Below are 21866 nucleotides of genomic sequence, written 5' to 3'. Positions count from 1 at the left end.
GTTAAGCCTATGCATACATAAGAAAAAGTATGCGATATAAACGAAACCGATTGTAGTCTGGGATCACAGTGTTAATTTGTGCCTGATGGCTTGAACATAGGTTTTCTATTAAGTATAAAGTGTGAGATATGCTCCGCGAAAAAATTATATGTTTCCGGGTAAAAATGATTCCATATCTGGGGGCTGTAATTTGGATGTTCAGGGTCAGTCACTGGGATATTCAACTTTTCAGGAACAGAAATTGAGAGAATATCCTTATGCTTATCTCTTTCCAAAAAGACATTGAGTAACATCTCGAAATGAGAGCTGCGGGCTATCCACTTCTGATCTACATAATTAGGATTTAAAGGGAAATGCATATAAACAACTCTTAGGCTTGAGTTTCTTTTTTTGAAGTGCATTACTAGCCTGATTAGTTTTTTGAGTTGCTCATCAGCAGGAAGCAGGCCGATGTGGCAGAATTCATTTGTAAAGTTTTTTTCTACTGAGGCGTCACTGAATTGAATATTACCAAAAAATGCTTTCCAGCCTTTACTGCGATGGGCATAAAGACTATGGCGAATATCACAAAGAGAATCCATGATCAGCAGATCAGGACAATCGTCATGGATGTTTCTTGACTCTAGACATTTTTCAAGGACGAATGAAGAGAACCATTGGGCATATTTGTGTTGGGTAGCACTTTTTCCCCACTTTCCGGCTTTGAGATAATGTTCAACGAGGTCGATGTCCATGCCTTTGTGTTCCAGTAACTCAAGAATAATATCAGTACGCAATTGTAAGGCACTTGTTAGGCGGCGAATTGACAGGTTCGGTGGAAGATGATTTTCGAGATAGCTCGAAACAACAAAATTTGATAGGCAGCTGCCAACAATGGTGATGTCCAAGTGCTCTTTGGGTTTGATGAACTGGTCGCGTATTTTTGAAAATAGCTGCATTCTATTCCTATAGTTTATACAGAGCAGTGCAGTTGTCGTATTATATTACCTCGTCATTCCTGGTATATAGGTCAAGGCGTGTCGAAATCCGTGCTTTTGTACTATTAATGGGATCATCCTCTCAAGGGCGTGAAGGAGGGAGCCATCGTTAGCTAATGGCTCCTCCGGGTAATCATCCCATTGAAAGTTGCGCAGAAATAGTGATGACAAAGCCTCCGGGCGAGCCCAAAACATGTTGCCGACCGGGAAGTTAAAGAATTTGTAACCTATATCTTCAATTCCCAGTTCTTCGGCTAATTGTCTGGCTGTGGGATGATTGGCTGACCACCCGACAATGTATGGATCTTCGGGGAAGACGAGTCCAAGCTTTGGGCTTCTCGCAAAAGCATCAAGGATTGTCGGTATCATATGATGATTTGCGCCAATCAGATGTTCTAGCAGATAATCAACCCAGAACTGAACTACCCCATTATCAGCAACAGCAAGGCTTTTTTTTGTATGGAAATGGCCAATTATATCGTAATCGTTGACGATTCTGTCGCCGAACTCAGTTAAAAATGGACCGATATCACGACCTTTATTAGGGACTTTACGGCAGATTGCTTTGCCTGATTGCCAGGAGTCAGTCACCTTTTTAGCTAGGCGGAAGCCATCGTCAGTCGTCGTACTTACAAGCAGGTCGAATTGCTTGAGTGGTTGCCTGCTAATTTGCTCAATCAAGCCCGAAAGTAATTCAGGGTAATAGCAATGGATATGGAGGCCTATCTTTAGCTGGCTATTCAGTTCAGGATTTTCAAAACAGCTATTTTTTGAGGGACTAATCAGCCGGGATAGCCAACGGCCTTTTGGTCTGCCTGCATCAATAAAGTGAATGAGGGGGTTTGAGCTGGATAAATCGACATCATTTAGTTCGGCATAGATCCCGGGATGGAAGCCTGGAAAAGGTTTTCTGCGCTGCACACCGCTTCGCCATGAGCGCACGAATAAGCGGGCGGCCTGTTGCTGAGTAAGCGGACCCAAAGTAGGGGGGGGTAAAAAAGAGAGATCAATAAGGTCACTGTTGATGAGACGAAGACACTCTTCCTTTTCTTTATTGACTGTTTGGGTGCAGTTAAGCGCAATATCTGCAAGTTGCCCTGAGTACTTACCCATATCAAAAGTGCTGGAGGCCTGCTTTTTAAGAGTGTTCCCTACATAAGCCCTAAGTGCGGTTTTGTTGCATAGCGCGGCAATTTTTTGAGCTGCCAGATCGGTTCTAAGATAAGGAACGACACATTCGCGATCCATGTTAAAGTCGGTGAGAACATCGGCTATTCCAGAGGCGTTCTGAAAACATACAACAGGCACACCTGAACTCATAGCTTCTATAGCGGTGTTAGGTAATGGGTCGAGACGAGAGCTTAAAAAGAGCACATCTGCCATTTCGTAAATTTTACCTATTTGTTGGATATGTCCGGTAAAAACGAATTTATCGGTCAAGCCGAGTCTATGTATCTGATCTTTTAGAAAGGTTGAATAATTCAGGTCTGATTCAGGATCATAGCCGGGCCCAATCCATGCAAAAAGCAGGGGAAGATCAGTACAAGCATGAAGTAGTCGACTGGCGCAATCTATAAATAGGTCGACCCCTTTGCGAAACTCAACGGTACCTACGCCAATGATGAGTATGGCACCATCAGGTAATTGGTAAGACTTTAGAAGGTCAAGTGCATCCTCAATAGTAGCTAGAGGATCAGATAGCGATCCTGAATGTGTGTCATTTTCAGGCGGAGAACACTTTCCCTGAGGGATGATAAGTGCGTTTGACTCTTTCAATTCAGGACACTGCTCAGCAGTGTTTTCGTAAACCAGTCTCGCAGAGTAAATTGTTCTGGTGGCCCATAGCTGTACCTGCAATGATGCATTTTTAGGCCGGATATATGTTGGAAATTCGTGGATCAGACATACAGACGGGATGTAATGCTCGGCGAGTATGCGAAGAACTGATCTTGAAACGATACTGTTTACAATAGCAAAATCGATTAAGCCTCTGGCCAGGAAATCATCGAGAACAGCTGAGGCAACATTTTCATTGTAACCATCGGGGAATGGCTCAATGCATACATCTGCGGACATGGAGAATGCAGGTATCAGCTTACCTCCATGAAGCGGAAGTAGGATTACGTTGAACTGAGTTCGCAGATGCCTGGCAATATTATAGGTAAGAACCGGAGTGCCTGAATGATCTGAGTCATGCACAACCAGGAGGACAGTCTGCTTGGTTGAATCGAGCAGAGTTATCTGCTTTTCTGTTATTAGCACCGGGGCTGTGCCCGGTTTTCCTGAAGACAGACCGTACGTTAGGTAATGTTTGCGAGGATCTTTTGATGATTCAGGATAAGCGCGTTTATAAAAAAGCGGATCAAAGGACCTCTGGAGGTTAGATTGAGTTGTTATGTCCTGCAGTCGGGAGGTGATATCAGGTATGGAACCTAAACGAGTAAGCTTCCTAGCTAGGTGCCGCAATGGTGAAGTGAACCTCCATGACCTGGAACCTCGCACCTGTTCCTTAAATGCACGTAATGATGTTAATTCATCCTGTAGTTGTTGGTTGTCTAGATGATTTATCTTATTCATGTGGCGTTAGTTTTTAAGAATCGAAAAATCAGGTTTGCAATCAAAGTCGATAATGGCAGTTGTCAGGCGTTTCGGTTCAGGCTGAACCTTGAACATTGCCAGGTCAAGCAAACGGTGTAAAACAGTTTCAACACCTGAAATTTCGCCTATAACTCCCGCGTTGAGAAAATACGTACCTTCATTAAGTGCGCAGCGGAAATTGAACTGCACCGAATATTTCGTTCCAGCAGGAATGAACTCCACCATTTCATGGAGTGAACAGGCAGAGGTCGCGCCACCGAGTTCTACACCTGTTTTGGTTTTTATTAACATGCCAAAACGTACGTTTTGAACATCTTCTGTAAAATCGACAGCGTAGTTGTAAATATAACGTTTTGAACGAACAAGATTGTTAACGATCTTGCCACTTAAAGTGAGTATTTGCGGGTTGTAAATCACAGCACCGCAAGACTCATATTCGATAGTACTGGTAGGGACCAGATCCGGGTTGAAGTTTTCAGCATCTTGTTGTTGTCGATCTGGGGCTTGTGTATTTACTTCTGTCCCCTTCTGGTCAGATTCTATAACTGCTGGTAATGGCTCATCGGCTACTATGCTTAATTTAACAAAGTCTTTTTTGTCATCAGGGGCATACAGCAATTTTTGGTAATAGCCGTATATTTTTTTAGGCATGCCCTCAGCAAGCTTTGCACCGTCTTCCAGAAGAATGGCTCGGTCGCAGAGTTGGATTACCGTGGAGCCGGAGTGTGATACGAAGAGGATGGTTGCACCGCTGTTTCGTATCGACTCAATTCTCGAAAAGCATTTTCTCTGGAAACGTTCATCTCCTACAGAGAGAGCCTCATCGACAATGAGAATTTCTGGGTCAACGTTTACTGAGACTGCAAATGCCAGGCGGACCAGCATTCCGCTAGAGTAAGTGCGTACAGGTTGATCGATAAAGTCGCCTATCTCTGCGAAATCTGCGATGGAGCCGAAACGATCATCAATCTCTTTGTTTTTTAACCCAAGGATCGAAGCTTTAAGGTAGACATTTTCCCTGCCTGTGAATTCAGGATTAAAGCCCGTACCAAGTTCGAGAATTGCTGCTATTCTACCATTTGTCTTAATGGTACCTTTAGTCGGGTTTAGAGTACCGCATATCATTTTCAACAGCGTTGACTTACCTGCACCATTTCGACCAATTATTCCAACTGTTTCTCCTCTCTCAACGTTCATCGATAAGTTTTTTAATGCCCAGAATTCGTGGTAGTACTGACGATGCCCGCGGTGAATCATCTGCAATAGCCTATGATGAGGTCTGTCATAGATCTGATAGCATTTTGATAGATCTTTGATCAGAATTGGGACTTCACAGGACATCGGCGAACCCTTTTCGAGTTTTCTGGAACCAGGCAAATCCCATGTAGCAGATTGAAATGGTCAGGATATATTGGATGATCAGAGTGATTGAGTCTGGTAATCTCCCCCAAAGCAGGATGCCACGTGTGTGTTCAATTATCAGGGTCAGCGGGTTCAGTTTCAGAATCTTTTGATAGTTTTCCGGCAACCGTGATGCTGAATAGAAAATCGGAGATAAAAACAGCATTGCTGTTGTGATGATACCTATGATTTGTGATACATCGCGTAAATATACTCCCAGGGCCGCCAGCCACCAGCATATTCCTAATGTGAGAAAGATCAGTGGCATTAGTACCAGGGGTAGTAAAAATACCGTCACTTGGGGGATACCAAAAAGGACAACGTAGGCCAATAACCATACACCTAAGCTGATGGTAGTCTGAAATATTGCTGAACCCATGGTTACCAACGGCAGGATCTCAAGCGGATAAATCACCCGTTTTACATAATCGCTATGTCCCAAAATCATCGTGGGCGCTCGGTTCACGCACTCTGCAAAGAGGTTGAACACCATAAGTCCTGAAAAAAGTATCAGGGCGAATTCTGTTTTTGAACCAGATCCGCCGCTCCATCTTGCCTTGAATACCACGCTGAACACAAAAGTATAGACGCTGAGCATGAGCAAGGGCGTAAAGAATGACCAGAGTATTCCTAAAATGGAGCCTCTGTATCGCCCGTTTATTTCCCGTTGAATGGCCTTTTTCAGCAGATAGCGGTTACGCCATGGGCTGATGACCATCTCTTTGGGTGTCATTGGAAAATGTTGCATATGTTCGCTTTGTTCGAGCTGTAAGTCTATGGTGAGTCGAATTATAGATTGAGTTATTGTTACTGCCTGAACGGGTCAGTGTGGCAATTCTGAACCAGTAGACTGGATAAATCCTAACCCATAAAAGCAGTGCAGGTAAAGATATTTCTCTGAAATTCATACTATTGATACAAATTTTCAGTAGCAACTTGATGCTAGGATGCGACTAAACTGTGGGACTCCAACCCGTTTGGTGAATGAGGGATCTTTTGGGATTTGTTTAATTCTCCTGAATGCATGGAAAACCCAGATAGTTTTTAGTGTAAAGATGAGGGCAAAGTGCTGAAATACCCTGATATATATAAGAAAGAGAAAAACAGTCGGGTTGTAATATGCTGTAAGCTGAAAAGTGTGAAACAAAAATTTTCAATTCATAGTGAATGGCCTGAAAATCCAACTTATATTAACGGAAGTCTGAGATTTGCTGTAATTACCCGTTGTTTTATGAAATACATGTTTAACTTAGCTGACAAACAGCGCTGAAGAGCCATAAACTACAGAGCTTTTTTTCGTACCTCCCCTTCAAAATCACTTTTCTTTGTGACATACTTTGAGAGTATTCCAGCCTTTTTTTCCAACAGGATAACTTCGCATTTGCACACGATCAGGGATAAAGACCTTCAGGCATTCTACCGGAAATCGCTGTCGGACGCCCCTGTAAATTCAACACCAGGAGAGGGATTTCGAGCAAATGGTGAAACCTCTTATTTCAGTGGTCATTCCTGCATATAACCATGAGAGGTATATTGGTGCAGCGGTGGAAAGCGTTCTGCAGCAAACTTTTGCCGACCTGGAATTAATTGTCATTGATGATGGTTCAACAGATCGAACAGGGGAGATCGTACAAAGTTATGACGATAAACGTCTCACATATCTCTTTCAGGAAAACAGAGATGCCTATAATACGCTTAACCGCGGCATGGGGTTGGCGAAAGGCGAGTATATCTCCATTTTGAATTCGGACGATGTATATGCTCAAAACAGGCTGGAAAAATTATTGGCTCATCAAAAAGAGAGTGATGCAGCATGTATTTTCACTGACGTTATTCCTATTTCTGATACGAGTATAGAGTTTACAGAATTTGATTTCGGCTGGAACATCTGGCACAGAAAGAATCGACAAACCTTTTTCGATAGCAATGATCTCTACGCCTCGTTTCTTAAAGGGAATCTCCTGGTCACTACATCAAACCTCTTCATGACCACAAAAGCGCAGCAGGAGGTCGGATTATTTACCTCGTTAAGGTACCTGCACGATTATGATTTCATCTTTAGAATGATGATGGCATACCCAAAAGGTGTGAGTTATCTCCATAACGAACGCCTGCTCTATTATCGTATTCATTCAAATAACACCCTGGGGGAAGCTGCCATTACAGGCAGAGAGCAGGACAAACAGGTGATCTTGAAATATATGCTGGCCAGGTTACCACGAGAAGAGAGAAAATACGCAGAGGCAGGAGCTGGCAGGTTGATGGAGTTAGAGCAGGAATTGCAGCAGGTCAAAACCGTTTTACAGCCCGATCGTGTAAACAGAGGTGTGAGGCCCGCAGCTAAGGCGTTGTGCAATAGTTTGAGTATCTGGTTGCAGAAAAAAGTTCATTTTGCTCAAGGATAAAGTGGTTAAATAATAACCTTCAACTCACTCGTGACCGAATGGGTTTCAACGAATATTATTCACTTTCAGCCTTATTGAAAGATGGCCACAAAAGGCAGCCTCACTTGAAGGTTGTCTCTTTTGACCTTTTTGACACCCTGGTCATTCGTCGGCTCCATGACCCTGATCTGGTGAAGAAGCCGGTTGCCAGGTATATATCTGAGCTCGCCCTCTCGTTGGGCATAAGAATAACCGCCAGGGAAGTTCAACAACTTCGTGACATGATAGAAAGCAGACACCGGCAAGAAACCGGCAAATGTTTTGATGACCAGGAAGCCTGCTATCCGAAGTTTATGTCTGAGTTGTTGCAAATTGTTACTGGTGAAAGCCAGACAGATGACCTGCTGGCGCGCGTTACCCGGTTCGAGTTAGGTATGGAGCAGCAGATGATTATCCCGAGAATGGAGATAGTGAACTGGCTTCGTGAGCTTGCTGCAGAGGGCAAAAGGGTGTTGGTAGTTTCGGATATTTATCTCCCTTCTGACCATCTCAAAACTCTTGTCAGGAGAGCAGGGTTTCTTGATTCTGTTGAAGAGGTCATATCCTCTGCCGATACTTTTCTGGCTAAGGCCTCTGGTAAAGCCTATCAATATATTGCAGACAAATTTGAATTAGACAGGACCGGATGGCTTCATGTCGGTGATAATCCTATCTCGGATGGATTGCGGCCTACAGAATTTGGCATAGAAGCTATGGTGCTCAAGGATGCCGCTGAGCGACGTAGAAAATCGATTGTTAAGCGATACATCAACTACAGCAAGGGAATGCCGTTTTGGAGAGGCCGGGCACTTCAACAGCTCATGCTGCCCCATGAAGGGGAAAACAGAGAGCAACCAGCTCTATATCGTGAAGGTTATAGTTTTCTGGCACCGATTATTGGTGGTTTTCTGCAGCACATTGCTGAGCGATGTCTCGAACAGTCGATAACAAAAATCTTTTTCCTCTCGCGGGAGGGGTATACGTTTAAAAAGTTTTGGGAGAAGGCAATTCCCTCACTTTATCCACAGGGAGGTTTGCCCGAGATAGAGTATCTCTATGTGAGCAGGATGGCTTTGGCAAGCGCCAGTTGTTCGAATCAGGGGCTTACTAAAACCAATGCCAGAATCGCTTTTCTCCCCAAAGGCAACAGAGACTTCAATGATATTTGCCGAATTTTTAAGCTGAAAGGAGAAGGTTTTCTTCCACATCTGGAAAAATACAATTTACAACCAGATGATTGCCTCAGCTTTCAACACAGCGGATATGACCCTGAGATTGAGCAAAGATTTTTTAAAATGCTCGAAGATGCGGAATTTCAGGCTGAAGTTAAAGGACAGACGCGAAGTAGCGGTCAGGCAATGCTACGGTATTTTGAAGATGTAGGATTTTTTGAACATAACAATATCGCATTGGTCGATATCGGCTGGCTTGGTACTATTCAGCGTTTCCTCTATGAAGCTGTCTGCCATCGAAGTGATAAACCCCGATTGTTTGGATTCTTGCTGGGTGCGACACGTGGTATTGAGTTTCCGAGTGATCAAAATAATATGCTCGAAGGGGTTATCTACGATAAATTTAAATTTGATATAGCAGGGTCAACTGTATTGTACGCACGGGATCTTTTTGAGGAAGCATGCAGAGCACCTCATCCGACCCTTAACGGTTATAAACTCACTGAGAATGGCTATGAACTGGAGTTCAGGCAAGAAGATGACGATATCGGCAGGGCAGAGCAAAAGCAGGATAAGTATTTTGCGCCGCTCCAGCGAGGTCTCATCGATGCCGCACCCAGGTATGGTGCCGCTTCAGCTATCCTCGGTTATAATATGAGTGATTACAAACCCTGGCTGAATTATCTCATGGTCAGTAAGCTAGCTTTTCCCAAGAGTTGTGAGATAGCTAAGATCAGACATAAGTATCATCTGGACGATTTCCACGGTAAGCACACGCCGGAACTCACAGGTAAAGCTAGGAGAAGCAGAACTCTCTGGGATTATCCGCTATTTCATTTGAAATACAATCCACTTCTACGGGTGAGGCTGTTTATGCGTCACATCTATGACAGGATATGTGAATAATATGAAACGGATATTAAATAATAACTATGATTTGACAGGTAACGAAAGTCTTAGGGTGTGTAAAACCTTCATTTTGTCAAAATTAATTCCACTGGGAAGCTTCAGGGGAGGGCCTGGTCCCCGTTGCATGATAATTTTTATCTATCTGCACTATTTTTCCGGCATGATGTTCTGGTTTATGGTTCGCCATGAACGTTTTGTCGTAGGTGTGCATAGCCGGTTGCGTAAGATATTGGTCCGATAACGATAACTTGGTTGTGCCGTACGCTGGTGCCGGTTAAGTCTCTTAACAAAGACTATCAGTGGCTGCCGGAATTGGTAGTGTAATGAAATGCAGGAAATAAATTAGTTAAAATATGTGGTGATTGTTTTGAATTGCAGACGTTGTTTTCGCTATCCCTTTGTGCAATCAAGCAGGAGTACATAGGCTGTTCAGAGTGCGAGTTCGTGGAACGATCCTGATAAAATTTGCCTTTAGTATTCTCTTCTTCGTGCTTCTCTTTTCCTTTGTTCGGGGAAGTGAGTTAGTAGACGTGTTGAGGCAGATCCACTGGGGCTATTTTCTATTGTCCTTACTGATGGGGCCTGCTGTTTTGACAGCATCCTGCCTGAAGTGGCGCTTGATTCTGGTGCATGGTGATAAACGCGTTTCATTTGCCAGGCTGTTGCAGATTTATTGCATTGGCTATTTTTTTTCAAATATTCTTCCTTCCACCGTCGGTGGTGATGTCGTACGGGCCTATTACGGAGGCAATGAGATTAATGATCAGGTCTATTCGGCAATTTCAGTTTTTATAGAGCGATTTTCCGGACTTATTTTTCTCCTGCTGCTGGTATTGATGATGCCATTATTACGACCTGCGCTTTATCAGAATCCAACTGTATTTGTTACATCCTTGAGTGGGTTTGCCGGCCTGGTAGTGATTTCAGTACTTATTTTCGTACCATCGATAACAGATAGGATGTTGCGGGTCGGTAACGTGCTCACAAGCAATATCATTCTCTGGCTGAATGGACTGAAGATGGCCAGGGTGGCCAGGATGGCGACACGACTCGAAGACGTTATCCGGTTTGTTGCTGCCAAAACAGATAAAGTTCGTCATCGTCTGCACCTCGCATGGCAGACAATGTCAAAGGACAAGACATTTCTATTCAAGCTCATCACTTTAACCCTGATGTTCTATGTGATTGCCATACTCAATGTCTATTTTTCATTCAAGGCATTCGGGGTTCATGTGGAGTTATTACTCGTAGCTATACTGGTTCCCGCGGCGCTGTTTTTTGCACATTTGCCTGTCACTATTCTCGGTAATCTCGGTTACTTCGAATCTGTATTTGTGATCTTTTTTATGATCGCCGGAGTGCCTCCCGCAGAATCACTGGTTATGGGATTGCTGCTGAGATTTAAGATGTTCCTGCTTGGAATTGTGGGAATGATTTTTTACTTCACCTTTGCAGGCGGTGATAAGAAAAAGCCTGGAAAATTGGTTAGTCCGTTGAAAAACGCACTATATTCCGAACAGTTAATAGAAAAAACAACAGATTCGGTTGACTGTCCATTGTGAGATTGAGCCGGAAACTGCAAACTGAGCACGTGCAAACTTTTGGTCTGATATTTGATTGTTGTCATTCGTACAGGTAAAAATAAAATAATGCCTGACTTTTATTAGGTGCTCCGTCTGTTTTGCCATGGTCTCAAAGCCCTTGTCGGTTTGTTCGGGTAAAAGAGAGTTTTTTCACAGAAAATGGTCAATACGCAAGCAAATAAAAGGTGTTTTCTGCACAGAGGAATGTGCCCCTTGTACCTATAAGGAGAGGCTGTGCTACTTTCCGTCGTGATTCCTATTCTTAATGAGGAAGAGAACATACCGTTGCTCTATAATGAGTTAAAGCAGGTACTGAATAAGCTCCCTGAGGAACATGAGATTCTCTTCATCGATGATGGCAGTACGGACAGGAGTATCGAGTTGCTGGAAGAGATACAGGCTGTAGACGATACCGTGACAGTTGTAACCTTCAGGAAAAATTTCGGTCAGACTGCGGCAATGGCAGCCGGATTTGATTACGCGCTTGGAGATGTGATCATTACCCTGGACGGTGACCTGCAGAATGATCCGAAAGATATCCCGATGATGCTCGACAAAATACGAGAGGGCTATGATGTGGTAACAGGCTGGCGTCATGATCGCAAGGATGCCTTCATCAATAGAAAACTGCCTTCGATGATAGCCAATAAGCTGATTTCAATTACGACTGGAGTCAGTTTGCACGATTATGGCTGTACCCTGAAGGCATTTCGCAGGGAAGTGATCAAGTGCGTCAAACTCTATGGGGAAATGCACAGGTTTATTCCCGCAATTGCAAGTGGTATGGGGATTGATATCACTGAAGTTAAGGTTAATCACAGACCAAGAAGGTTTGGTGCTACCAAGTATGGAATATCACGGACCCTGCGTGTGGTTCTCGACTTGCTCACAGTTAAATTCCTGCTGTGCTATGCCACCAGACCGATCCAGGTGTTCGGTCTTATGGGAGTGATGACCGGCGGAATAGGATTTATAATAGCAACGATTATGACAATACAACGGCAGCTGTTTGGTATTCCCCTGGGAGATCGTCCGTTGCTGCTCCTTGCAGTTATGCTGATTTTCATCGGTTTTCAATTTATCACCATGGGGCTTCTGGCCGAATTACAGGCCCGAACCTATCACGAAGCCCAGAATAAGCCGGTTTATCATGTCCGCAGGATCATTGGCAGTAAAAGAAGAGCGGCCAGAGTCAACTGACAAACTGCTCGCTTGAGGATAGAGGAATACATGCGCGAAAAACCTATTATCGAAGTTATCATTCCCAGCTGGAATGGCAGGAATTATCTGGCAGGCTGCCTTCGTTCACTCAAAGAACAGTCCTGTAATGCTTTTAGTGTAACTGTGGTTGATAACGGTTCGTGCGATGATACAGAGGGTTTTTTGAGAGAGTATCATCCCTGGGTGCGGCTGATACGTTTTGAGCAAAACCAGGGGTTCAGTGCTGCAGTAAATGCTGGTATCAAGGCAGGGGAGACTGATTGGTATCTCCTTTTAAATAATGATACTGAGATCGCCAGGGACTGTATCGAAGTCCTCGGGCGAGCTATTCAGCAATATCCTGGATATGATTTTTTCAGCCTGAAAATGATGAGCTATCACCAGCGACAGGTCCTGGACGGGGCAGGTGATGCTGTGCTTCGCGGGGGGGCGGGTTATAAGGTTGGCACCCTGGAGGAGGATAGGGGCCAATTCGCCGAAGATAGAGATGTCTTTGGTGCATGTGCCGGGGCCGCACTGTATAGCCGTCGTTTTTTCGATAAAGTTGGGCTATTCGACGAAGATTTTTTCGCTTACCTCGAAGATGTTGATCTCAATATGCGAGCAGCCCGTGCAGGTTTAAAGTGCCGATTCCTCTCCCAGGCGGTCGTCTACCATATCGGTAGCGCTTCCAGCGGCTCTAAGATTAATCCGTTTACTATCCGTCTTTCGACCAGGAATAATATCAACGTCCTGGTAAAAAATTATCCGATTTCACTGCTTTGGCGCTTTTTACCTGCAATTCTATTCTATCAAATTATGTGGTTGTGCTTTGTTATAAAGAAAAGGCAATTAAAGGCCTATCTAAAAGGTGTGGCAGGAGCGCTTTTGCAGTTGACTGATATGAAACGCAAGAGAGAACAACTGTACTTGAGGAATCTTCTATCTGTTGAGGATTTTGGCGGAGCGTTGATCGCAAGTGAGCGGGAGGCTGTGCAATCGATAATCTCAAGGCGTTCCGCCCAGGGCAAGGGAAACAGGCTACTCCACACATATAGCAAATGGTTTCTGTAGCACAAAAGTGTCGTGAATTTCTCACGATCCAGTCACGAGTATTGGTGAGATATGGCGCATAAGAAGAAACCCGAAGTATCTGTAGTAATCGTCAGTCATAATTCGCAAGTCATGCTGCCGTTATGTCTTGAAGCATTGCGGCAACAGGTTGAGGTTTCTTTAGAGCAGGTGATTGTCGATAGCGGGTCGACCGATACACGATATCTGAACAGGCTTCAGAAGCGGTATCCCTTTCGCCTGATCAAGATTGATAATATCGGATATGCACGTGCGAATAACATGGGGTATAAGGCGCTTACGTCTCAGTCTGAGATCGTGATCTTTCTCAACCCTGATGTTGTATTACCCTATGATTACTGCAGAAAACTTCAGAAAGGTATGGCTGCTGATCTTTCGTCGGCCGTGGTATCGGGTATGCTGGTTGGATTTGATGCCAATAGGCGAAGGCCTTCTCAGTATATAGATTCGACAGGTGTTTTTCGAAGCTGGTATGGCCGCTGGTATGATCGGGATCAGGGACGGCGGGTGGCTGATGTAAAAAGATCCAGACAATATCTGCCTGCGGTTTGCGGTGCGGTGTTTGCCTGTCGAAGAACGGCTTTAGAAGCTGATAATGGTCTGGTATTCGATCCTGATTTTTTTCTTTATAAGGAAGATATAGAGTTATCACTCCGGTTGAGGGAAAGAGGCTGGAGTCTTCTCTTTGATCCGCACCTGATAGCCTATCATGCAAGGGGGTGGCAGAAAAAACGCAGCGAAGTTTCCTGGCTGTTACGAAAGATTGCAGCACAGAGTGAGGTGATTCTTTACAGGAAGCATCCTTCGCCATATATGGTTTGGGCGATGTGTAAATATCTACTGGTGCGTTGGGCCGGAGTGTGATGGCTGGAGACGAGCCCACATCTAGCCGGGGAGTAGTTGATCCGATGAATCTATCTATTATTATCCCAGTATGTAATGGCGAGAAGTACCTGAGAAGTCTTTTTGAGTCCCTTGCCAGCCAGACCTTACAGGCTGAGGAGATTCTGGTGGTGGATTCTTCATCAACAGACGGGTCGGTGGCTATCTGTAACGATTTTGGTGTGGATCTGACCATAATAGCCCGGGAAGATTTTGATCATGGTGGCACCAGAACCATGATGGCACAGAAAGCCAGAGGCGAACTGCTGCTGTTTATGACCCAGGATGCAATACCCAAAGACGATAAAGCGGTTGAAAATCTCGTGGCACCATTTGCTGACCAGGAGCAGCTGGCTATGACATATGGGCGCCAATTGCCGCGCCAGGATGCATCATTTGCCGCTGCCCACCTGCGACATTTCAATTATCTGGACCAAAGTATGGTACGCAGATATCAGGATCGAAAAACTGCAGGGTTGGGGACAATTTTCACCTCAAATTCCTTTGCTGCCTTCAGGGCATCTGCGCTGGCAGAAATTGGCTATTTCAAAGACAGTCTCATTTTTGGAGAAGACACATTTGCAGCAGGCAGGTTATTGCAAAAGGGTTATATCGCACAATATGTGAGCGAAGCTGTTGTCTACCACAGCCATAATTACAAAATTTCCCAAGAGTTTAAACGGTATTTTGATATCGGTGTACTTCACACTGTTGAGGCATCTTTATTCAAGGATTTCGGCAGAGCCGAGAGAAAAGGGGGCGCCTACTTCAAGTCAGGCTTTGCAGAAATTATGCAAAGAAGGCGTTTTGGGTTGATAGCAGATTTTTCTGTTCGGACCGCAATGAAATATCTTGGTTATAAAGCCGGCAAAAACTTTGAGAAGTTACCAGCCGCAGTAGTCCCAGAACTCAGTTTGCATAAATCCTGGTGGAGTAAACAGAGACAGGTATGACCCACGTGCAGGGCCACCGGTAAAAAATGTATTCAAATCACAGGATATTATGGTTGCTACCAATCTCAGAGAGCAGAGTACGTATATTGCCAGAATCCTGCATATAATTGACTGTCTCCTCTGCGTTGGATACCTGGCAATGCTTGTTCACTGGTACAGGGTTCCATGGAGTGTCTACTACACCAGGCTGATGATTATCACTTTTATGCTGAGCTTTATCGCCTTTCAATCGGTGCAGCTGTACCGTTCCTGGCGTGGTGGTAAATTTTATCTGGAATTTATTGCCATAATAAAGGCATGGATCATAATAACCGGAGTGCTGCTTTTCTATTTTTTCATCTTTAAAATATCTCACGCCTATTCCCGTGTTGTGTTCACGATCTGGTCGCTGACAACACCATTTTTGATATTCATCCTGCATGCAACAGCCAGAAAATGTTTGAGAGCGATACGTAAGAAAGGAAAAAATGTCAGAAGGGCGGTGGTGGTGGGAGCTGGGGAGTTAGGTGTAACTCTTGTTAAGGAAATTGAGGCAATGCCCTGGGCGGGAATAGATGTGCTGGGATTTTTCGATAATGTTTACAAAGAAGATGTTGATGAAGTAATGGATATCCCGGTGCTTGGCGCAGTGGACAATATTCAGGATTATCTGGATAGTAATGACATAGATTATGTTTACATCGCTTTGCCCATGCGCGCAGAGCAGATGATCTTTCAGATTTTGCGGGAGTGCCGGTCTCTCGGTGCTAAGATCTACCTGATTCCTGATCTCTATCTCTATGGCCTCCATCATGCTGAATTGCAGTCCCTCGGTGATCTGATCATCCTCAACTTTAATCCACATACTGAGTGGAAACGAAGTTTCGATGTTTTATTCTCTATGATTGTCCTTACTGTTACACTGCCCCTGACCCTGTCAATAGCCCTCATGATTAAACTGATTGATGGCGGGCCAATATTTTATGGGCATGAACGGATAACCATGACCGGTCGAAAATTTAAATGTCTGAAGTTCAGGACGATGCGGGCGGGAGCTGAGGAACAGCTTGAGGAAATCCTGGCAACCGATGAAAAATTACGTGAAGAGTGGAACAAAACCTTCAAGTTGAAAAATGATCCGCGCATTACCAGGCTTGGTAAACTTTTGCGGAAATTGAGTCTTGATGAATTCCCTCAGTTTATCAATGTATTGAAAGGTGAAATGAGTGTAGTGGGGGCCAGGCCCATTGTCGGCAGAGAACTGTATGATTTCTATAAGGAGAGTGCAGGCCGCTATTGCTCTATGAAACCCGGCATAACCGGGCCATGGCAGGTGGGCAAACGGTCTGAAGTGGAAGATTACAGGGAGAGAGTCAATATGGACGACTGGTACATCCTGAATTATTCGCTCTGGACGGATATTAAAATCATAGCCCGGACACTGCTTACTGTAGCCCGCCAAAACGGACGATAACTTCCTCGTAATACAGGATTTGTCCGGCCTTCTCTTTTCCTTGCACAATCAGCAGGAAGAATTACTATACGTAAGTGAAAGTTTATCTGCATTTAAAGCACTTATCATATAAAGGAGTGAAACATGTACGGACAAGGTAGTCAGGCCGCCATTGCCCAGACTCGGGCAGAGGCGTCGTCAATTTTTCTGGCCAAAGTTTTTAACTGGATGGCTGTTGGTCTCGGGCTGACAGGTATAGTCGCCTATATCACCGCCTATAGTGGTTTGGCGGCAACTCTGGTACGCGGCCCTCTTTTCTTTCTACTGATTATCGGTGAACTCGGCCTGGTTTTCTATCTTTCAGCCAGAATTGAGAAGCTGAAGGCTTCGACTGCCACTGCGCTGTTTGTCGGATATTCCGCCTTAAACGGTGTCACTTTGTCGATGATTTTCCTGATGTACACCAGTTCTTCCATTGCCGGAACCTTTTTCATCACCGCTGGTATGTTCGGGGCCATGGCAATTTACGGGCTGGTTACCAAGCGTGACCTCACCGGAATGGGATCATTCATGATGATGGGTGTTTTCGGAATCATCATTGCCAGCATAGTGAACATCTTTTTGCAGAGCTCCAGCCTTTACTGGGCCATTTCCATGATCGGAGTCATCGTGTTTGTCGGCCTCACAGCGTATGATGTGCAGAAGATCAAAAAAATGGGTGAAGGGGGTATTCTAGAGGCTGGAGAAAGTGCGGTTCGTAAAGGTGCTATCATGGGCGCCCTTGCACTTTATCTTGACTTTATCAATCTGTTCCTGATGCTTCTTAGATTTTTTGGAGTTGCCCGGGAGTAGGCTTGGGTGTAGGTTTACTGATCATAGAGGAGCATGTCTTTTGGTTAAAAGGCGTGCTTTTCTTTTTTTAACTATCTGTCAAGTTTGAGGGTAAACACGGAGCGAATATGAGCAGGGCATATGCCGGAAAAAATATAGTTGTTGGAGTTACGGGAAGTATTGCAGCGTTCAAGGTCGCTGGCTGGGTCAGTACTTTAGCCAAGGCGGAGGCCCAGGTGAGCGTGGTGATGACCAGTGCTGCCCAGAAGTTTGTCACTCCCCTGACTTTCAGCAGCCTCTCCGGAACTCAAACACATACGGGAATGTTTGATAATGAGAGCGATGAGTGGATGGCCCATATCAACCTTGGCCGGGAAGCTGATCTTGTCATTATTGCTCCTGCCAGTGCAGAGACTATTGCCAGGCTGGCCCACGGCATGAGCAGCGACCTCCTCTCAACCACGGTTCTTGCCACCCGCGCGCCGATATACATCTGCCCGGCTATGAACACCAGGATGTTCGAGCATCCGGCAACACGTGAAAATATTGCTAAACTGGCCGGTTACGGATATCAAGTGATTGAGCCTGGTGTTGGCATGATGGCCTGTAAAGAAGAGGGGCAGGGGCGTCTTCCAGAGTGGGAAGACGTGGATGAAATCTTTCAGCGAGCGTTGACAGTGCATGATCTTGCCGGCAAGAAAATTCTGGTAACGGCCGGGCCCACTCGCGAGCCTATCGATCCTGCCCGGTTTTTAAGTAACCGCTCCTCCGGAAAGATGGGATTTTCCCTGGCAAAAGCCGCCTTTCGACGTGGGGCTGAGGTAATATTGGTGGCAGGTCCGGCTAATCTGTCAACTCCTGTAGGTGTTCAGCGGGTTAATGTGCAAACTGCCCGGGAAATGCATGATGCGGTCATGAAGTATGCATATACTACTGATATTGTTATTAAATCAGCAGCAGTGGCTGATTACAGGGCAAAGTCAGTTTACGGCGAAAAGGTCAAAAAGGAAAAGATCGGGGAAAGTCTGGAATTGGAGAGAAACCCGGATATTCTCCTGGAGCTTGGCAAACGAAAGAAAAAAGGACAACTTCTCATCGGATTCGCAGCAGAAAGTACCAGGCTGGAAGAAGAAGGGAAAAGAAAGCTCGACGCCAAGAACCTGGATATGATTGCGGTGAATAATATCAACTCAGATTCAACGGGGTTTGAGGCGGACAGCAATCAACTGCTCCTGATAACTCATGAAAGTTCGGAGAAATTGCCCTTTGCCTCAAAGGACAGAACCGCAGATTTGCTACTGAACAAGGTGCTGGAGCTTATGCAGTAAATTGGCTGGTGCACTGGTGCAGATGATACAAAGTTGTTGCCTGTAGATTACGAGGTTATCTGCAGGCAGCAACGCTTGAATTTTTTACCCGACCCGCAGGGGCAATGACCATTGCGGGCGACTTTTTGTTTGTCAATATCGCAGGTACCATCAAGATAATACCAGAGGCCGGAATGTCGAATAAAACGACTCTTCTCGTGCATAGTGCATAGCTGATCACCTTCAATGAACCTGGCTTTGAATTCCACCTCCCCAGTATCGCTCTCAGGCACAACCTCAGTGCTGGCAATGATCTCCAACCCAAGCCATTTGGTTGTACTCTCCTCCAAGAGAAGTGGACCAGGTCTGGTGGATGGCGCCCATGTCGCCAGCAGGTAGGTTTCGTTTTTCAGAACATACGCGGTGTAACGCGATCGCATCAAAACCTCTGGGACTGTGGCTTTGGCATGATCCTGCAGGATGGGTTCACAGCAGAGGTTGAATGGGCGGTCGCTGCAGCAGAAGCAGGGCGCAAAGTTGATTGTCATGAAGGATAGATCTTGAAGGTTTGAGTGTTCATGTGTTGTGATGAGAACGCAGGTGAATCTAGGATAATTATTTGCGAAATCTTTTGAACGAAATTTCCCACCGTGCTTCCTGAGTGCATTACAGTGCATGGCTGGTAGCGGAATCAAGAAAGAAATTTATCCAGCACCTGTAGTATATCACCTACGGGCAATTTGCTGTAGGTGATCGTAGTCTATATTACCTCTACTTCTTTACTTCCTGTAAATTGCGCAACTCCTGGGCAACCTGGGTTGCGGTCTCTTCGATGGACCGTCCATCCGAGAAAACGACTGGTATGTGGTACTTAAGGAAGATCTGGTCAGACTGTTTCAACTCGGTGTTGCAGGTGGCAACCTTGGCGTAGGTGCTTCCCTGGTATCGTTTTTCACGGAATGCATGGAGCATTTCCGGAGTGGTTGAAAGGCCGACAACACGACTCTTGTTGCGGATGATCTCAGGAGGAAGGCGGCAGGTTTGCAGGTTATCGTCTACCAGTGGATAGTTTGCTGTCTTCAATCCCATTTGGGTAGCTAGAAAAACCGATACCGGTGTTTTGCCTGAGCGGGAGACGCCAACAATGATCAGGTCGGCATCATCATAATCTTTGGTACCGGTACCATCGTCGTGGGCAATTGAGTAATGGATGGCGTTAACGCGCCTGTTCATCGCTGTATCATCCATGGCCCTGGCGGTTCCGGCCTCCCGGATAGCTTTGGCTTCGAGGGATTCTTCTAATTGGCCGAGAAAGTGATCAAAGATGTTTATAAACTCAACCTCAGGGACATCGAATACCCTGTTGAGATTTTTGCTGAAAAGGGTTGAGAAAACTATCGGGTATCTGCCAGCCGACTGCTTGAGTATTTTATCGAGAGCTTTCCTGGCTTGAGACTCGGTACGAATGAAAGGAATGAGTTCTTCGTTGAAACTTGTTTCGGGGAACTGGCAGAGCAGGGCAGTGCCCAAGTCTTTAGCTAAAATTCCGGTATTTCCTGATATATAATAAACGTCTTTAGACTTCCACATGCATGTGTCTCCGGTGCGGTTTTCAGTTTCCTGCTGAACAGGTATGAGGATTGATCCACCTTACATTGGAAACTCAGCCTGTTCAATGGAAAAGCAGGGTGAAGAGCCGGGTTCTTTATGATACCATTGGGCCCTGGTTATCCTTTGTGCCGGGAAGACTCACAGCAGCGCTTTTTCTAGATGATCATAAGATGATATATCCGAAAAGCCATACACATAATTCGTATATCTTCCGCCACCGGCTAAGAAAAAGGAAGGTTGCGAGAGCAATCCAATTCAATATGACAATGCAAAAACGTGTACTGGTGATTGAACCGTACTATGGCGGATCTCACCAGGCATTTCTAGATGGCTTGCTCAGCAGCGTGAAATGCCAGGCAGTGTTTTTCACACTCCCTGCCCGAAAGTGGAAAATGCGCATGAGGGTTTCTGCCCCCTGGTTTGCATCACAGGTGGCGAGGCTGGCGGAGAACCTGCGATGGTTCGATACGGTTCTCTGCTCCACCTTTGTTGATGTAGCTGTATTGCGGGCAATGCTTTCACGGTTACCGGGCTGGAATCCGCAGGTGAGGTTTTGTACCTATTTCCATGAAAATCAATTCGCATACCCAAGCCAGGTTAAAGATCCATCCATACATCAGTTCACTTCGATTAATTTTAACACGGCTCTGGTCTCTGATCGTCTGGCATTTAACTCTCATTACAATCTTAATTCTTTTTTGGACTCAAGCGGGAAGCTCTTAAAAAAGACGTCAGAGCCATCTCTTCTTGATCATCATCAGGCGATAGCGGAAAAGAGTGTGGTTCTCTATCCGGGGATAGATTTTTCTGCGATTGATAAGGTGCCAAACAGCGACATTCCAAACGATAATGGAGCCGCGCCAGTCATCGTTTGGAACCACCGCTGGGAGCACGATAAGAATCCGGATGATTTTTTTACGGCGCTCTGGAAGATAAAACAACGAGGGCTCAAGTTTAAGCTGATAGTCCTGGGGCAATCATTTAAAAGTCAGCCTGAGTGTTTTTCCTGGGCGAAAGATGTATTCGCCAATGAAATAATTCATTTTGGCTATGCCGACTCAAAAGACCGCTATGCCGAGTTGCTTCATCAGGGCGATATCGTGATTTCTACTTCGATTCACGAGTTTTTTGGTATCTCTGTGCTTGAGGCGGTTCGGGCGGGATGCAGGCCGTTATTGCCGAATCGTCTTTCCTATCCGGAACTTTTTGACTCTTCATTTTTGTATAGCGAGGGGGAACTGGTAGACAAACTTGAGGACGCGATAACACGCTGTGGAAGACTAGGCAGTGAGCGAGGCAGGAAAAATACTGAGTGTTATTGCTGGAGCAGCCTTAGAGAGGATTACACTGAATGGCTATTCGGCAGGTAATGGGTGATTTCGACCAATACTTCTGATGGGAGTTAATGAATGCATTTTGCAGCAGTCCTGCGATTGAAAGCATACTAACCAAAGTTACCTGATTCGAATGTGAATCAGGTAACTTTTGAGTATTT

The 21866-nt window shown here is 45.2% G+C and carries 17 protein-coding genes; 11 read left to right on the top strand and 6 right to left on the bottom strand.

Annotated elements, in window-relative coordinates; translation table 11 throughout:
- Positions 1–71: 71 nt before the first annotated feature.
- The 4 genes from ACN5NT_RS07085 to ACN5NT_RS07070 all read right to left on the bottom strand — a co-directional run bounded on the left by ACN5NT_RS07085 (position 72) and on the right by ACN5NT_RS07070 (position 5724).
- Complete coding sequence (locus tag ACN5NT_RS07085) at positions 72–938, bottom strand: hypothetical protein (RefSeq protein WP_419174971.1); 867 nt, start codon at positions 936–938, stop codon at positions 72–74.
- 45 nt (positions 939–983) lie between these two features.
- A complete protein-coding gene (locus ACN5NT_RS07080) occupies positions 984–3053 on the bottom strand; it encodes a rhamnan synthesis F family protein (protein WP_419174970.1) in 2070 nt (689 codons plus the stop codon).
- Positions 3054–3560: 507 nt separating this feature from the next.
- Positions 3561–4916 (bottom strand): ABC transporter ATP-binding protein, encoded by a 1356-nt coding sequence (locus ACN5NT_RS07075; RefSeq protein ID WP_419174969.1) that lies wholly within the window; start codon positions 4914–4916, stop codon positions 3561–3563.
- Positions 4906–5724, bottom strand: a complete 819-nt coding sequence (locus ACN5NT_RS07070; protein ID WP_419174968.1) for an ABC transporter permease — start codon at positions 5722–5724, stop codon at positions 4906–4908. Before ACN5NT_RS07070 ends, ACN5NT_RS07075 begins: the two co-directional genes overlap by 11 nt.
- A 730-nt stretch (positions 5725–6454) precedes the next feature.
- On the opposite strand from ACN5NT_RS07070, the gene ACN5NT_RS07065 reads away from it, so the two are divergent.
- The 10 genes from ACN5NT_RS07065 to coaBC all read left to right on the top strand — a co-directional run bounded on the left by ACN5NT_RS07065 (position 6455) and on the right by coaBC (position 18781).
- Positions 6455–7381 (top strand): glycosyltransferase family 2 protein, encoded by a 927-nt coding sequence (locus ACN5NT_RS07065; RefSeq protein WP_419174967.1) that lies wholly within the window; start codon positions 6455–6457, stop codon positions 7379–7381.
- 38 nt (positions 7382–7419) lie between these two features.
- Entirely contained in the window at positions 7420–9477 is a 2058-nt protein-coding gene (locus ACN5NT_RS07060) for an HAD family hydrolase (protein WP_419174966.1), read from the top strand.
- A 437-nt stretch (positions 9478–9914) separates the two neighbouring features.
- Positions 9915–11042: a lysylphosphatidylglycerol synthase transmembrane domain-containing protein gene (locus tag ACN5NT_RS07055; RefSeq protein ID WP_419174965.1), complete on the top strand. Its 1128-nt coding sequence runs from the start codon at positions 9915–9917 to the stop codon at positions 11040–11042.
- Between the two features lie 255 nt (positions 11043–11297).
- Positions 11298–12263 (top strand): glycosyltransferase family 2 protein, encoded by a 966-nt coding sequence (locus ACN5NT_RS07050; protein ID WP_136798304.1) that lies wholly within the window; start codon positions 11298–11300, stop codon positions 12261–12263.
- Between the two features lie 30 nt (positions 12264–12293).
- Entirely contained in the window at positions 12294–13337 is a 1044-nt protein-coding gene (locus ACN5NT_RS07045; RefSeq protein ID WP_419174964.1) for a glycosyltransferase family 2 protein, read from the top strand.
- Positions 13338–13388: 51 nt separating this feature from the next.
- The gene (locus ACN5NT_RS07040; RefSeq protein ID WP_419174963.1) at positions 13389–14219 is read left to right on the top strand and encodes a glycosyltransferase family 2 protein; all 831 of its coding nucleotides are present in this window, start codon (positions 13389–13391) and stop codon (positions 14217–14219) included.
- Positions 14219–15190 (top strand): glycosyltransferase family 2 protein, encoded by a 972-nt coding sequence (locus ACN5NT_RS07035; RefSeq protein WP_419174962.1) that lies wholly within the window; start codon positions 14219–14221, stop codon positions 15188–15190. The genes ACN5NT_RS07040 and ACN5NT_RS07035 overlap by 1 nt, the downstream gene beginning before the upstream one ends.
- 49 nt (positions 15191–15239) lie before the next feature.
- Positions 15240–16643, top strand: coding sequence for a sugar transferase (locus tag ACN5NT_RS07030; protein WP_419174961.1), 1404 nt, complete (start codon positions 15240–15242; stop codon positions 16641–16643).
- A gap of 123 nt (positions 16644–16766) precedes the next feature.
- Complete coding sequence (locus ACN5NT_RS07025) at positions 16767–17474, top strand: Bax inhibitor-1/YccA family protein (protein WP_136798299.1); 708 nt, start codon at positions 16767–16769, stop codon at positions 17472–17474.
- 107 nt (positions 17475–17581) lie between these two features.
- Positions 17582–18781: a bifunctional phosphopantothenoylcysteine decarboxylase/phosphopantothenate--cysteine ligase CoaBC gene (coaBC, locus tag ACN5NT_RS07020; RefSeq protein WP_419174960.1), complete on the top strand. Its 1200-nt coding sequence runs from the start codon at positions 17582–17584 to the stop codon at positions 18779–18781.
- A 47-nt stretch (positions 18782–18828) separates the two neighbouring features.
- Here coaBC and ACN5NT_RS07015 read toward each other — a convergent pair whose 3' ends face one another.
- On the bottom strand, positions 18829–19308 hold the full coding sequence (locus ACN5NT_RS07015) for a YchJ family protein (protein WP_419174959.1): 480 nt from the start codon (positions 19306–19308) through the stop codon (positions 18829–18831).
- A 223-nt stretch (positions 19309–19531) separates the two neighbouring features.
- The gene (locus ACN5NT_RS07010) at positions 19532–20350 is read right to left on the bottom strand and encodes a pyruvate, water dikinase regulatory protein (protein WP_136798296.1); all 819 of its coding nucleotides are present in this window, start codon (positions 20348–20350) and stop codon (positions 19532–19534) included.
- Between the two features lie 281 nt (positions 20351–20631).
- Between ACN5NT_RS07010 and ACN5NT_RS07005 the strand changes: the two genes are divergently transcribed.
- Positions 20632–21741, top strand: coding sequence for a tRNA-queuosine alpha-mannosyltransferase domain-containing protein (locus ACN5NT_RS07005; protein WP_228721349.1), 1110 nt, complete (start codon positions 20632–20634; stop codon positions 21739–21741).
- Positions 21742–21866 lie beyond the last annotated feature (125 nt).

Origin of the sequence: Desulfosediminicola sp. (assembly GCF_048381775.1) — a bacterium.
Taxonomy (GTDB): Bacteria; Desulfobacterota; Desulfobulbia; order Desulfobulbales; family Desulfocapsaceae; genus Desulfopila; species Desulfopila ganghwensis.
Note: the sequence above shows the minus strand (reverse complement) of the source record. Positions and strands in the feature narration are given on the sequence as shown.